The following is a 14,002-nucleotide window of genomic DNA, read 5'->3' on the forward strand; positions in this document are numbered from 1 at the left end:
AACTTAAAATGATTCAACGTTATCTGTTTGAGAACAAAACTTCTGTTCATATTTTATTTCTACTAGTGGTTTGCTACTTCGCATTCTTCTTTGCCAACAGTAGTTTTTTTGTGAATATCATGGAAGCACGAAACTTTGTGACTGCCCGTGAAATGATTGAAAAAGGAAACTGGCTTGTTCCCACAATGAACGGCGAATTGCGCTTGGCAAAACCACCGCTTCCTACATGGATTACAGCAGTATTTGGAAACTGGTTTGGAATCGAAAATGTAAGTATGCTTCGATTTCCGGCGGCAATGGTCAGTTCCCTAATGGTAATCTTGATGTATTTCTTCACCATTTCCCTAAATAAAAACAGAATAGCTGCTTTATGCAATAGTCTCGTTTTAGCATCAAGTTTTTATATCGTTTATATGGGAAGAACCGGAACCTGGGATATTTACTGTCATAGTTTTATACTTGGTGCCATTCTCTTTTTTCATAAAGCCTGGAAAACAGAAAATAAAAACTGGAGATTATTTATTGGTGCCGGTATCTTTTTGGGTTTATCCTTCTTAAGTAAAGGACCCGTCGCATTTTTTGCCGTTTTAATTCCATTTTTAGTTGCCTATTCATGGGTATACGATGGAAAAGTAATTCTACAAAAATGGCAGCCGCTTTTATTAGCCATTGGAATTTTTATTGTGATCAGCTTTTGGTGGCCTGTTTTTATCTCTTTGGTTCACGCTGATGAAGCTGCCGCAATTGCTAAGCTGGAATCCGGCTCTTGGATGAACCGTCATGTTCGTCCGTTTTATTACTATTGGAATTTCCCTATTCAATCAGGAATCTGGACACTGATTATTTTCTCAGCATTAATTTTTCCATATGCCCTTAAACGATTCGAAGCCAAAAAAGAATACAAATTTGCACTAATCTGGACCATTACAGCTGTTGTGCTGCTATCGCTGATACCAGAAAAAAAAGACCGATATCTACTTCCTGTACTAATTCCTGGCGCTTTACTAGCCGGGCAATTAATTCAGCACTTATTTCAGGTTTTTAAAAACAAAACGGCTGACAAATGGGACAATCTCATTTTTGGAGTTAACATCTGGTTAATTGCCATTGTTGCTCTTGTAATGCCTGTTGGTATTTTTATCTTTTTCTATCAGGATCAGCAAATATCATTACTCGCATTTATTCTTTTTGCTCTTATTTCCGAAGGAATTTTTCTGTTATTGCTGATGGCATGGAAAACCAAAAACATTCTAAACTTTGTTTTTGGTTTGATTTGTTTAATGACAATTACTGAAGTGTTCATAATTCCAAACACCAGCAGTTTACAAAACAGAAATAAAGAATTTAAAAATATCCGGGAGGCACGAAATATCGAATCAATAAAAGATTTAAACCTATATAGTATTGGTAAGGAAGAATTTAGAATTGAATTGGTTTGGGAAGTTGGCCGAGAAGTAAAGTCTTGTAATACAGAAGATTTAACTGAATTCCCTAAGGAGAAATCATTTGTCGTTTTCTCCTCTGAGAATCCAAAGGAATTGTTCTCCGACTTGCAGCTTCAAAATATGGAATTTGAAACAATCGATCATTACGATTACAATCGTCAACCAAAAGGAAATAAACGCTACAGTCCATATTTTCAGAAATACATGACCCTTATTACGATCAAACAATAGGATACTATTAGTTAAAAAAATTAATATTTCAGGCAAAATCAGTCATCTTTCATGATTATAGAATAGCTTTGTTTTACTTTTAAGTTAATTCTTCGGTTGTTGAAGATAATTGATATGGATTTATCTAATTTTGATTCACTCTTTTTGAATCAAATCCAAAAAAATAAGTCAGAAGTAAATATGCAAACTGTGGAGAATAAATCAACAAAAAGAACCATTCTTATAACCGGATGTGCTGGTTTTATTGGATCTCATCTTTCAGAAAAATTACTATTGCTGGGATATAAAGTTATTGGTATCGATAATTTCGATCCATTTTATCCGAGAAATATAAAAGAAGAAAATATGGATCCTTTTTTTCAGAATTCATCCTTTACATTTCATGAACTGGATTTACGGATTGATTCAAGTTTGGATATCATCGAAGATCCAATTGATTTGGTTGTGCATTTGGCGGGCAAGGCGGGAGTCCGGCCTTCTATCGAAGATCCGCAAGGATACATCGACAGCAATATCACTGCAACCCGAAATGTATTGGATTTCATGCGAAAAAAGGAAATTAAAAAGCTGGCTTTTGCTTCCTCCTCATCGGTTTACGGCAACAACAAAGAGGTTCCTTTTTCAGAAAATCACAATGTTGACCGGGCCATTTCGCCTTATGCTTTTTCCAAAAAATCCTGCGAAGTTTTAAACCACAGCTACCATCATTTGTACGATTTGGATATCATTAACATGAGATTTTTCACTGTTTTTGGTCCTCGTCAGCGACCCGATCTGGCCATTCATAAATTTCTGAAATTGTTCCGGAATAAGCAACCGATTCCAATGTTTGGAGATGGTTCAACGGCAAGAGATTATACTTTCGTTGATGATACTGTGGAGGGAATTGTAAAAAGTTGCAACTATCTATTCAATCACGAACAGGTTTTTGAAACCATAAACCTGGGCAACAGCTATCCAATTCTTCTTCGCGACATGATTGAGATAATAGCGAAAAACGCTGAATGCGAACCGAAAATCAATCATCTGCCAATGCAGGCAGGTGATGTGGAACGAACCTATGCTGACATTTCCCGTGCAAAAGAACTGATTGGTTACAATCCACAAGTTAGTTTCGAAGAAGGAATTAAACGCTTTATAACTTGGTTCGACAATCAATAAAAATCATCTGTATTGAGTTAAAACATAAAAAAGAGACTCCAAATCAATTGAAGTCTCTTTTCATATTTTTTCTGATTCACAATCAGAATTATAACATTCCTTTTATTTCATCTTCAAAATCTTCAGGAGCAACGTTTGGTTCAATTCGTTTTACCACTTTTCCATTTCTATCGATAATAAATTTGGTGAAATTCCATTTGATCCCGTTTCCTTCATAAATCTCAGGAAATTTTTCACTGATGAATCCCTTGAATTTTTGTCCCGATTCTGAATCATCAAAACCTAAAAACGGTTTTTCTTCAGTCAGCATTTTATAAAGAGGATGAGCATTTTCCCCACGAACTTCAATTTTCTCGAACATTGGAAAGCTTACGCCATAGTTTTTCTCACAAAAAGCAGCAATTTCTTCCGATGTTCCAGGCTCTTGTTCCAGAAACTGATTACTCGGAAATCCTAAAATTACGAATCCCTGGTCTTTGTATTTCTGATACATTGCTTCCAAACCTTTGTATTGTGGCGTTAAACCGCATTTACTTGCCGTATTAACAACCAAAACAACTTTTCCTTTATACTGATTCAAATCAACTTCCGCACCAGTTAAAGAGGCTACTTTAAAGCCATACAATACTTCTTTCATACATTTCTCTTTTTTACAATCTTTCTTTGTCTCTGTTTGTGCTATTGTCTGATAAGACATCAAACCTACAGCAAATATTAGCAGTAAGGCAATTTTTTTCATTTCGACTATTTTTATCGTTTGTGTTTGTTTTGCATTTCGAAAAAATCCATTCCAATTTGTATCGCGTGCGATACAAATATATGCTTTTATTTTTAATTGTTTTAAATAAGCGTGTTAAATATCTGTTAACTGATTAAAATAATTCAGGCCATCCGTTGAATCACTTCTTTGGCCACCCATTCCGGAGTAATATCTACCATACATTGCTGGTAAACCTTTTGTTTGCACTTCCCTGAGCCATCTTTTGTACATGGCCGGCATTTCATATCCACATCGAGGGTTTTGATGTGTTCTCCCGTGGTAAATCCAAATGCAGTTGGCCCCATTAAAGATAAAGCAGGAATACCAAACTTATCTGCAGCATGCAAAAAACCAGTATCACCGGAAATTACCAAGTTCGATTTCTGAACCAAATAACAGGATTCCAGTAAATTGGTTTTTCCGCTAAGGTTCAGAACTCTTTCTTTTGCTGCAGCCTCAATTTCTCCACAGAATACATCATCGGGTCCGGCTAAAATTACAAAATGATAATCCGGCAATTGCTGCACCAACTTTTGCCAATGAGAGACAGGCCAGCGTTTCATCATCCAGGCTGCAGAAGGAACCAAAGTGACCAATTTAGATGGTTCCCCCTTAAAATTTGAAAAAACCTTCTCCTCCATTTTCTGCTTTAACTCCTCAGGAAAATACCAATTGGCATTGACTTTTGAATAATCTGTTAAACCCCATTTTTCAAGAGGTTTCCGATACGAAAGCATTCCTTTAAAAGGCATTGGAAAACGATCAATACCAAACTTGAATAACAAAATTCTTTTGATTCTATCTTTGCTCCGCATGGTATATTTAGATCCAATACCGAACCAACGTTTCCATCGTGGTACCAATACTGTTTTCAGCACAATCGATCGAATATTGCTGTGAGCATCGTAAACAAAGTCGAATTTTTCCTTTTTAAGCTCTTTTGCCTGCTTTATAAGACCTTTAAATCCCTGTCTTCTATCAAATCCCCAAACTTTGTAAATACGCTGATCCATCGCTAAAAAAGAAGACATGTCCTTTCTCGCAATCCAATGAATCTCAGCATCCGGATAATGGTTTAAAATACCATCAACAGCTGTCATGCATTGAATAATATCACCTATGGAAGAAAAACGAATAATCAGGAATTTTTTAGGCATTTTTTCTAGTATCTGGTACGGCGTAAATAGACTATTTACAGCTTTTGTTTAAACAATTATCGTCACAAAAATAGTAAGAGTAGTTAGTAAATCCACAATGTTGGCAATAAAAAAAGAGACTTTAGAAATTCTAAAGTCTCTTTACGATAAGTTGTATTGCCAATATTAAGTACTGATTACTATCGTACTAAATACGAACTTCTATTTTCTCTAGTTATCTGCCAATACTGAAATTACATTTTTCTTACATTCAACAACACCTCCGTTGATTTCAAAGAAAATTTCTTCACCTCCAACTGATTTAAGTTTAATCGTTCCTTTCTCCAGACTTGAAACAATTGGAGCATGGTTTTTCAATATTTCAAAAGATCCGTTTTTTCCTGGCAACTGAACCAGTTCAACTTCTCCGGAATACAGACTCTTTTCAGGCGTAACAATTTCCAAATGCATAATTAAAAATTCTAATTTACAAGCACTTACACTTCAAGTATTTTAGGTGTCTTTTTATTCTTTTTCAGATTCTGCCAACAATTTTTCACCCTTTTCGATAGCTTGTTCAATTGTACCAACAAGGTTAAAAGCAGCTTCCGGATATTGGTCAACTTCACCATCCATAATCATGTTAAAACCTTTAATAGTATCCTCAATAGAAACCAAACATCCTTTTAATCCGGTAAATTGCTCAGCAACGTGGAATGGCTGTGATAAGAATCGCTGTACACGACGAGCGCGGTGCACGACCAATTTATCTTCTTCAGAAAGTTCTTCCATTCCCAAAATCGCAATAATGTCCTGCAATTCTTTGTATCGCTGCAAAATCTCTTTTACATCTGTAGCACATTTATAGTGAGCTTCACCAACAACATCTACTGAAAGAATACGGGAAGTAGAATCCAATGGATCCACCGCAGGATAAATTCCTAATTCAGAAATCTTACGATTCAATACAGTGGTTGCATCCAAATGGGCAAAAGTTGTTGCCGGAGCAGGATCTGTTAAATCATCCGCAGGAACATAAACCGCCTGAACCGATGTAATTGAACCTCTTTTTGTTGAGGTAATTCTTTCCTGCATCACTCCCATTTCTGTTGACAGGGTTGGCTGATATCCTACTGCCGAAGGCATACGGCCAAGTAGTGCCGAAACCTCAGATCCCGCCTGAGTAAAACGGAAAATATTATCTACGAAGAAAAGAATATCACGTCCACCTGATTTTTCATCACCATCACGCAAACTTTCCGCAACAGTTAGTCCCGAAAGAGCAACACGGGCACGTGCTCCTGGTGGTTCATTCATCTGACCAAAAACGAGTGATACCTGAGAGTTATCCAAAGCTTTTTTATCAACTAGAGAGAGATCCCATCCGCCTTTTTCCATGTTTTTTTCAAACGCTTCTCCGTATTGAATAACTCTTGACTCGATCATTTCACGAAGCAAGTCATTTCCTTCACGGGTACGTTCACCAACACCAGCAAATACAGATAAACCGTCCTGACCAATGGCAATATTATTAATTAATTCCTGAATCAATACTGTTTTACCAACACCAGCACCACCAAACAAACCAATTTTACCACCCTTTGCATATGGTTCAATAAGGTCAATTACCTTAATACCAGTATAGAAAACCTCTGATTCTGTACTAAGCTGATCGAATGCCGGAGGAGTTCGGTGAATTGTATAACCACCTTCTTTACTAACAGAACCAATTCCATCAATGGTATCCCCGACAACATTTAGTAATCTACCTTTGATTTTATCTCCGGGAGGCATCATAATAGGCGAACCTGTTGCAATTACATCCATTCCACGACGCAAACCGTCAGTTGAATCCATTGCAATGGCACGAACAGTATTTTCACCAATATGCTGCTGACACTCAACAACCAAATTTTTACCATTTTCAATCACGACCTCTAAAGAATCGTAAATTTCAGGAAGCTTGGTTCCTTCCTTATCAAAACTTACATCGATAACAGGTCCGATAACCTGTACAATTTTGCCTGTATTTTGTGACATTTACATTAATTTTTTGGATCATTAATATCGCGTGACAACAAATTTAGAATTTTTTGTCAATAAAGGAGAATGTAATCTGAATTTTTAACATTCTTAAACGGAACGATCGACTAAACCTTTAACCAATGAATATAGTTCCTTTTTCTTTTCGGCATCAACATCTACTTTATCAAGATATTCGAGACATAAAGCAAAATAATTCTCAATTTTATTCTGTGAATATTCACGAACATTCAATTGCTCATAAATAGTTCCTACGGCCTTTATTTTTTCTTCCGGATTAAAAGATTTTGTTGTAATCCAGAACTTTAATTCTTTTTCGACATCTCCCGAAGCAGTTTCCAGAGCATTAATTAAAAGAAAGGTTTTCTTATTGGATAAGATATCACCACCAATTTTCTTTCCAAAAACAGCCTCATCACCAAAAACATCTAAAAGATCGTCCTGAAGTTGGAATGCCATACCTAAATTCACACCAAAATGGTATAATAACTCAGCATCTTTTGAGCTGGCATCACCCATTATTGCTCCCATTTTTAGACTTCCTCCTAATAGAACTGCTGTCTTCAATCGAATCATATTTAAATATTCTTCAATTTCAACATCATTTCTATCTTCAAATTCCATATCGAACTGCTGTCCCTCACAAACTTCCAATGCTGTTTGATTAAACACAGTAAGAACATCGCGCAGATATTTGTCTTCGCAGGAACCAATATACTGATATGCTTTAATAGACATGGCATCACCAGAAAGAATAGCTACGTTACTGTTCCATTTTTCGTGAACTGTTTTCTTCTTTCTGCGAATTGGAGCGTTGTCCATTACATCATCATGCAAAAGTGTGAAATTGTGAAATATTTCTATGCCGATAGCAGGCAAACAAACTTTTGATAGATCATCCTTGTATAAATTAGCACCCAGCAGAACTAAAATTGGGCGAAGCCGCTTCCCTCCAATACCTAATATATATTTCATTGGTTCGAAAAGACCTTCCGGCGGAGCAGAAAACTCCAGTCCATCTATCTCTTTTTCAATAATTTCATGAAGTTCATTAAAACTATACATTTTTTTATAGAATTTAGATATAAGAAGTTAGATCTGAGATCGATTTACAGGAACTCAAAAAAACCTCAAATGAGATTTATGCTTTTAATCAGAAATCGCTAAAGGCAATTATAGAATAGCTTTCAGAAACAGCTCACTAAAATATAAAAAAATCAATTCACAAGGCTTTCTTTTTCCTCTTTGTTTTCCATCGGAGCAATTCTAAGATCATCCAGTTCAATATCTTCCTCTTCATCGAAAATCTGAAGCAGTGGTTCTTTGAACGATCGGTTGGTAATAAACTTCTCAAGAGTCAGCAACAATGATGGCAACAAAATTAAGTTGGAGAGCATTGCTGAAAGTAAAGTTACCGACACCAGTATCCCCAAAGAAACAGTTCCTCCAAAATCAGATAAAGCAAAAATACCGAAACCGAAAAACAAAATGATAGAGGTGTACATCATACTTTGCCCGGTTTCGCGAAGTGCAAGAACAACAGATGATCGAATACTCCAATTGGTTGCTTTTAATTCTTGACGGTATTTAGCCAAATAGTGAATGGTATCGTCAACGGAAATACCAAATGCGATACTAAACACCAATATGGTTGATGCCTTAATAGGAATACCGAAAAAGCCCATTAGTGCTGCTGTAATTATCAATGGCAAAATGTTTGGCAGCAAAGCAACCACAACCATTCTTTTGGAAGAAAACATCCAGGCCATGAATGAGGCAATAAGAAAAATTGCCAAAGCAAGACTTATAAATAGATTCTTTACCAGATATTTATTCCCTTTAAAAAAGATGATACTGGATCCTGTTACATGAACAGTGTATTGATCCTCAGGGAAAATTTCACTTACACGGGCAAGAATTCTTTGCTCCATTTCTTCCATTCTGGTAGTTCCAATATCCTTCATTCGAAAACTCATTCGGGTAATTGACTGAGTAGAATCCACGAAAGTGCTGAACAATTTAGAATCATCACCAGTATCGGCCTTGGCCAAATAGGACATTATCACATTTCGAGTATTGCTGGTTGGCAATTTGTAGTATTTTTCCTTGCCGTTGAAGTAAGCTTGATTGGCAAATTTAGCCGCCTCAACAATCGAAACAGATGATGATATTTCAGGATATGATTTTAACGTATCGTTAAGAGCATTTAATCGTTTTAAGGTTGATAACTTTAAAATGCCTGCCTTTTTCTTGGTTTCTACCATCACTTCCAAAGGCATAATTCCATCCATGTTCTTTTCGAAGAACTTCAGATCCTGAAATATTACATTGTCATGCGGCAAGTCATCAACCATATAACCAGTGCTTTTAATTTTGCTGATTCCAACACCCCCAATGGCAACCAAAATAAATGCCGCAGTATAAACTACAGTCCGTCTGTTCAATACAATCTTTACCAATTTGCCCACAAACCAAACAGTCATTTTATTGTCCAAATGACTTGTTGCTTTTTGATCCGGAGGGTTTAAAAAACTAAAAATGATTGGGATTAGAAGTAATGAAAGAACAAAAACCACCATAATATTTAAGGCCGCAATCACACCAAACTCCTTCAATATCTGACTGGAAGTCACTATAAAAGTGGCAAAACCTGATGCTGTAGTAAGATTGGTCAAGAAAGTTGCATTTCCAATTTTAGAGACAACACGTTGCAAAGCTTTTATCTTGTTGTTGTGCCGAATATATTCTCCGTGATATTTATTAATGAGAAAAACCGAATTCGGAATCCCGATTACCACCAGTAATGGCGGTAACATTGCGGTAAGCAAAGTAATTTTGTAATCGAACAAGACCATTGATCCAACCGCCCAGATTACACTCAAACCAACAACCAACATGCAAAAGAAAACCACTTTAAAAGAGCGGAAAAACATAAATAAAATAATCGCAGTAATTAGAAGAGAAAGGTAAATAAACATTTTCATCTCCTTTTTAATCATTTGCGCGGTAACTACCCTAATATAAGGAAGTCCCGAGTATTTCATTTCCAAATCGTACTTGGCTGTAAACCGGTCAGTAATTTCCCGAACCTTAACAACCATTGGTTCACGCGCTTTCGAATTAATAATTCTGCCGTTCACCGTAATTCCCATCAAATATGTATGAGATTCCTTATTAATTAAGCTGCCTTGATAAAATGGCAATGACTCGGCAACAATAGCAAGACTATCTAATTCTTCCTGGGAATTTAGTTTCTTTGGGAATATTGTTTGAAATTCAAATTTCTTCGCTTCATTGTTTTTATTGATATTGTAGGTGTGTGCAATGGAAACCACGGCATCAATTCCATCCAAAGCTTTCAGGCTGTCTCCTAAGGCAATCCAATCGTTAAACTTCTCAAGTTCATAAAAATCGGTATCCTGAACGGCAAAAACCATTACATTTCCTTCTTGCCCAAAAGTGTTTTTAAAACGCTCATATTCCACAGATGCAGGGTCATCATCAGGAAGAAGTGCCGCATACTGATAGGACATCTCCACAAATTGAGCTTTGTATCCCATAAATATTGTGATAAGTCCAACTATCACCAAAAGTAAAATTCTATTCCTAAGAATTAATCCTGCAATTCTGTTCCACATACTATTATCCTGCTAAAGAGATCTTCTCGTTTTTATTTTTAGATTTCGGCGAAAATACGACTTATAATCATTTTATCAAAAGATGATGATTGTATAGAATCCTAATACGCATCTGTTAATGGTATTAAGCTTCAAAATTATACAAATTCAATGAAACCAGTTGGTTTTTAACAAATTAATTGCCAAAAACAAGTGTGTTTTAAATGATTAAATCTCAATTATTCACAAATTTCATTAAAAATTAAATATGAATCCCAATTTTCCTGATGCAAGCCTGCACACAATCAACTTACTATCAAAACAATTAGTAAGCGTTAAAAATTTATAAAAAATCTCGGTGCCATTTTATTGTAACATTTTTCTAAGCTTATTTTTACTTTTTCTTAATACTCAATTAACACGATAAAAAATTAGAGGTTTTGCAAATATCTTCTATTTTTGCGGCCTTAACAGCTACTAATCTATTGAAAAACAAATAAACTAAATAAGTTATGAATTACGGATTGACCGATATTTTAACACTTATAGGGTCTTTAGGCTTATTCCTTTACGGAATGAAATTGATGAGTGAATCTCTTCAACAAGTTGCCGGAGACAAGATGCGAACCATTCTCGCAGCAATGACTTCCAACCGATTTAAAGGTGTAATGACCGGTGTGTTAATTACTGCCCTTATTCAGTCGTCATCAGCAACAACTGTAATGGTGGTTAGCTTTGTAAATGCCGGGTTGTTATCGCTGGTAGAATCAATAGGAGTAATTATGGGTGCCAATATCGGTACTACGGTTACTGCCTGGTTAATCTCACTTTTGGGATTTAAGGTTAGTATGAGTGCAATATCTTTGCCTTTAATAGGTTTAGGTCTTCCATTCCTGTTTTCAAAAAATCGCACAAAGAAAAATTGGGGTGAATTGATTATGGGATTTGCCTTGCTTTTTATAGGCTTGCAATTTCTTAAAACTTCAATGCCTGATATCAAAAACAATCCTGAAATTCTAAATTTCCTGACCAGCTATACGGACATGGGATTTGCTTCTTCCCTACTATTTTTGACTATCGGAACCCTTCTTACTATTTTAATTCAATCATCATCAGCTACCATGGCACTTACTTTAGTAATGTGTAATAGTGGATGGATTAGTTTCGAAATGGCTGCTGCTATGGTACTGGGAGAAAATATTGGTACTACCATTACAGCGAATCTTGCCGCAATGATTGCCAACACTTCAGCTAAAAGAGCTGCAAGAGCCCATCTAATCTTTAATACTTTTGGTGTTATGTGGATGCTGATTGCACTGCCATTTTTCTTAAAGATGGTTGCTTGGGTTAACATGACTATTCTTGGTGGAGGCAATCCTTTTACAAACACAGCTGCCGTACCTATTTCTTTGTCATTATTTCATACCGGATTTAATATTCTAAATGTTGTTATCCTGATTTGGTTTGCCAATTTCATAGTAAAAGTAGTTACCAAACTGGTTCCTGTTCGGGAAGATGTAGAAGAGGAATTCAAACTTCAGCACATAAAAACTGGAACTCTTTCTACTCCAGAAGCATCTTTATTTTTAGCTAAAAAAGAAATCAGTGCATACGTAAAAAGCACGAAGAAAATGTTTAGCTATACCAAGCAGGCATTTAACGAAACTAATGATAAAACTTTCAATAAACTTTTCGAGAAAATTGACAAAAGAGAAGATGAAAGTGATGATATGGAAGTGGAAATTGCCAACTTTCTTGCTAAAGTGTCTGAAACCAGACTAAGTTCTGAAAACTCGGAAAGAGTTCGTGCTTATTTTAAAATGGTAAGTGATATTGAAAGTGTTGGTGATTCAACTCTTAACCTCGCCAAAGCAATGAAAAGGAAACGTGAACAAAAAGCATGGTTTCCTCAGGAATTGAGAGATAATATCAACAATATGTTCGCCTTGGTTGACGAAGCTCTTGATGTGATGCATGAAAACACTAAAAAAGAATTTGCGGAAGTAAAAATCAAAAAAGCCTGGGAAATTGAGCGTGAAATAAATGATTACCGAACTCTCCTAAAAACAGAACATTTAAACAATGTTGAGGAACATAAATACAAATATCAGGCTGGTATTATCTACAACGATCTGTTCTCTGAGTGTGAAAAAATAGGTGATTACTGCATCAATGTAAGTGAAGCTCTTAACGAGATAAAAGAATAATCCAGCTATTGGCATTTTAGCCATTGGCTTTTGGAATACAATTGATCCTCATCCGGAATGGATGGGGATTTTTTTTTGTCCTGTTTCACCATCAGAACAATCCAACATATCATGAACCACTGGGAATTTAATGGAGCAGTCCCGTGCTGTCTGTAGTAAAATGATAAACTTATATTGGTAAGTTACACGGTATTGGAACTGCTGTTTCAAAACCAATCTATTTCCCCTATCTGGACACGTTGTATACTTTTTCATTTGATTTAACACAATTGTCTGGGAAATACATCGCACCAATTGTGAAAAGGATCAATTGCTATAGCTTAACAGTCATTGTAAATTTAGAATTTCGGCCAGTCTGTATAAGTAGCTATCACAGACTGGCCTAAATTCATCACAAAAACAAGTCTATTCTAAAAAAAAAGCCCACCCTAAGGTGAGCTTGCAGCAAATATAAATCGTTTAAATATGGTCTTTAAAATGGCATTAGCTGGACAATGCATCTGCTCCTGATACAATCTCCAAAATTTCGTTGGTGATTGCAGCCTGACGGGCTTTATTGTAGGTCAGATTCAGATCCTGAATTAAATCAGAAGCATTATCTGTTGCCTTATGCATTGCTGTCATTCTTGCTCCGTGTTCCGAAGCAAAAGAATCCAGCATTGCCTTATAAAATTGTGTTTTTAAAGATTTTGGAATCAACTCATCTAAAATTTCTTCCTGATTTGGTTCAAAAATATATTCTGTCTGACTGCTCATATCCTCTTCGGGCTGAACTACTGGCAAAAACTGTTCGGTTGTTAGAATTTGTACTCCCGCATTTTTAAACTGATTGTAAACTAATTCAACTCTGTCATATTTCCCTTCTACAAACTCTTTCATAACGAAAGAAGCAATAGCCGAAACACTTTCAAAGTTCAAATTATCGTACACATGATTGTATTCTCCAACAACATTGAAATGTTTACGAAGAATTTCAAATCCCTGCTTTCCAATTGCCAATATGTGCAGTGAACCTCGCTGCTTTTGTTCAGCGTAAGTAGTCTCACCCAAAATAGTAACCTGCTTAATTACATTTGCATTAAATCCACCGCATAAGCCCTTGTTAGATGTAATCGCAACCAACAAAACCTTTTCAGGCTCTCTCTCCACACCGTATAAGTTATCATCAGAATTAGTCAAACTTCCAGTCAGGTTCGATAAAATCTCATGAAGCTTAGCCGCAAATGGACGAATTTGCACGATAGCATCCTGAGCCTTTTTTAATTTGGCAGCAGAAACCATTTTCATCGCAGCAGTAACCTGTTTGGTTTTCTGAACCGATGAAATACGAGTACGAATTTCTTTTAAATTAGCCATTTATTCTAATTCATAATTAGCAATGATCAATTAATAATTAATGAGT

10 protein-coding genes are annotated in these 14,002 nt (G+C 36.0%); 3 read left to right on the forward strand and 7 right to left on the reverse strand.

Translation table 11 applies throughout. The annotated features are described in order from the left end of the window. Positions 1 to 8 precede the first annotated feature (8 nt). Both ACY0M5_RS02670 and ACY0M5_RS02675 read left to right on the forward strand, forming a co-directional pair. Entirely contained in the window at positions 9 to 1,676 is a 1,668-nt protein-coding gene (locus tag ACY0M5_RS02670) for an ArnT family glycosyltransferase (RefSeq protein ID WP_461630732.1), read from the forward strand. Between the two features lie 114 nt (positions 1,677 to 1,790). Beyond that, positions 1,791 to 2,837 carry a GDP-mannose 4,6-dehydratase gene (locus ACY0M5_RS02675; RefSeq protein WP_461630733.1) on the forward strand — a complete coding sequence of 349 codons (1,047 nt, stop codon included), beginning with the start codon at positions 1,791 to 1,793 and terminating at the stop codon, positions 2,835 to 2,837. An 88-nt stretch (positions 2,838 to 2,925) separates the two neighbouring features. On the opposite strand, the gene ACY0M5_RS02680 is transcribed toward ACY0M5_RS02675, so the two are convergent. The 6 genes from ACY0M5_RS02680 to ACY0M5_RS02705 form a co-directional block, all read right to left on the reverse strand. Next, positions 2,926 to 3,576: a glutathione peroxidase gene (locus ACY0M5_RS02680; RefSeq protein ID WP_461630734.1), complete on the reverse strand. Its 651-nt coding sequence runs from the start codon at positions 3,574 to 3,576 to the stop codon at positions 2,926 to 2,928. 143 nt (positions 3,577 to 3,719) lie between these two features. Beyond that, the gene (locus ACY0M5_RS02685) at positions 3,720 to 4,754 is read right to left on the reverse strand and encodes a glycosyltransferase family 9 protein (protein WP_461630735.1); all 1,035 of its coding nucleotides are present in this window, start codon (positions 4,752 to 4,754) and stop codon (positions 3,720 to 3,722) included. A gap of 210 nt (positions 4,755 to 4,964) precedes the next feature. Continuing rightward, positions 4,965 to 5,204: an ATP synthase F1 subunit epsilon gene (atpC, locus tag ACY0M5_RS02690; protein WP_124993356.1), complete on the reverse strand. Its 240-nt coding sequence runs from the start codon at positions 5,202 to 5,204 to the stop codon at positions 4,965 to 4,967. 54 nt (positions 5,205 to 5,258) lie between these two features. Next, on the reverse strand, positions 5,259 to 6,773 hold the full coding sequence (gene atpD / locus ACY0M5_RS02695; RefSeq protein ID WP_124993355.1) for a F0F1 ATP synthase subunit beta: 1,515 nt from the start codon (positions 6,771 to 6,773) through the stop codon (positions 5,259 to 5,261). A gap of 93 nt (positions 6,774 to 6,866) precedes the next feature. Then, positions 6,867 to 7,841 carry a polyprenyl synthetase family protein gene (locus tag ACY0M5_RS02700; RefSeq protein WP_156194814.1) on the reverse strand — a complete coding sequence of 325 codons (975 nt, stop codon included), beginning with the start codon at positions 7,839 to 7,841 and terminating at the stop codon, positions 6,867 to 6,869. 152 nt (positions 7,842 to 7,993) lie between these two features. Next, positions 7,994 to 10,414, reverse strand: coding sequence for an efflux RND transporter permease subunit (locus ACY0M5_RS02705; protein ID WP_461630736.1), 2,421 nt, complete (start codon positions 10,412 to 10,414; stop codon positions 7,994 to 7,996). A gap of 491 nt (positions 10,415 to 10,905) precedes the next feature. Here ACY0M5_RS02705 and ACY0M5_RS02710 point away from each other — a divergent pair, with 491 nt between their 5' ends. Beyond that, positions 10,906 to 12,600: a Na/Pi cotransporter family protein gene (locus tag ACY0M5_RS02710; protein ID WP_124993352.1), complete on the forward strand. Its 1,695-nt coding sequence runs from the start codon at positions 10,906 to 10,908 to the stop codon at positions 12,598 to 12,600. 483 nt (positions 12,601 to 13,083) lie between these two features. Here the strand turns inward: ACY0M5_RS02710 and atpG are convergent, their stop codons facing one another. Next, positions 13,084 to 13,956, reverse strand: coding sequence for an ATP synthase F1 subunit gamma (gene atpG, locus ACY0M5_RS02715; protein ID WP_461630737.1), 873 nt, complete (start codon positions 13,954 to 13,956; stop codon positions 13,084 to 13,086). Positions 13,957 to 14,002: the final 46 nt, after the last annotated feature.

The sequence above is a fragment of the Labilibaculum euxinicum genome (assembly GCF_963678175.1).
GTDB lineage: Bacteria > Bacteroidota > Bacteroidia > Bacteroidales > Marinifilaceae > Labilibaculum > Labilibaculum euxinus.

Excerpts from the sequence above, each read along its gene's own strand:
- ACY0M5_RS02685 (WP_461630735.1), bottom strand. The coding sequence starts at position 4,754 with ATGCCTAAAAAATTCCTGATTATTCGTTTTTCTTCCATAGGTGATATT.
- ACY0M5_RS02705 (WP_461630736.1), bottom strand. The coding sequence starts at position 10,414 with ATGTGGAACAGAATTGCAGGATTAATTCTTAGGAATAGAATTTTACTT.
- ACY0M5_RS02710 (WP_124993352.1), top strand. The coding sequence starts at position 10,906 with ATGAATTACGGATTGACCGATATTTTAACACTTATAGGGTCTTTAGGC.
- ACY0M5_RS02670 (WP_461630732.1), top strand. The coding sequence starts at position 9 with ATGATTCAACGTTATCTGTTTGAGAACAAAACTTCTGTTCATATTTTA.
- ACY0M5_RS02700 (WP_156194814.1), bottom strand. The coding sequence starts at position 7,841 with ATGTATAGTTTTAATGAACTTCATGAAATTATTGAAAAAGAGATAGAT.
- ACY0M5_RS02675 (WP_461630733.1), top strand. The coding sequence starts at position 1,791 with ATGGATTTATCTAATTTTGATTCACTCTTTTTGAATCAAATCCAAAAA.
- ACY0M5_RS02680 (WP_461630734.1), bottom strand. The coding sequence starts at position 3,576 with ATGAAAAAAATTGCCTTACTGCTAATATTTGCTGTAGGTTTGATGTCT.
- atpG (WP_461630737.1), bottom strand. The coding sequence starts at position 13,956 with ATGGCTAATTTAAAAGAAATTCGTACTCGTATTTCATCGGTTCAGAAA.
- atpD (WP_124993355.1), bottom strand. The coding sequence starts at position 6,773 with ATGTCACAAAATACAGGCAAAATTGTACAGGTTATCGGACCTGTTATC.
- atpC (WP_124993356.1), bottom strand. The coding sequence starts at position 5,204 with ATGCATTTGGAAATTGTTACGCCTGAAAAGAGTCTGTATTCCGGAGAA.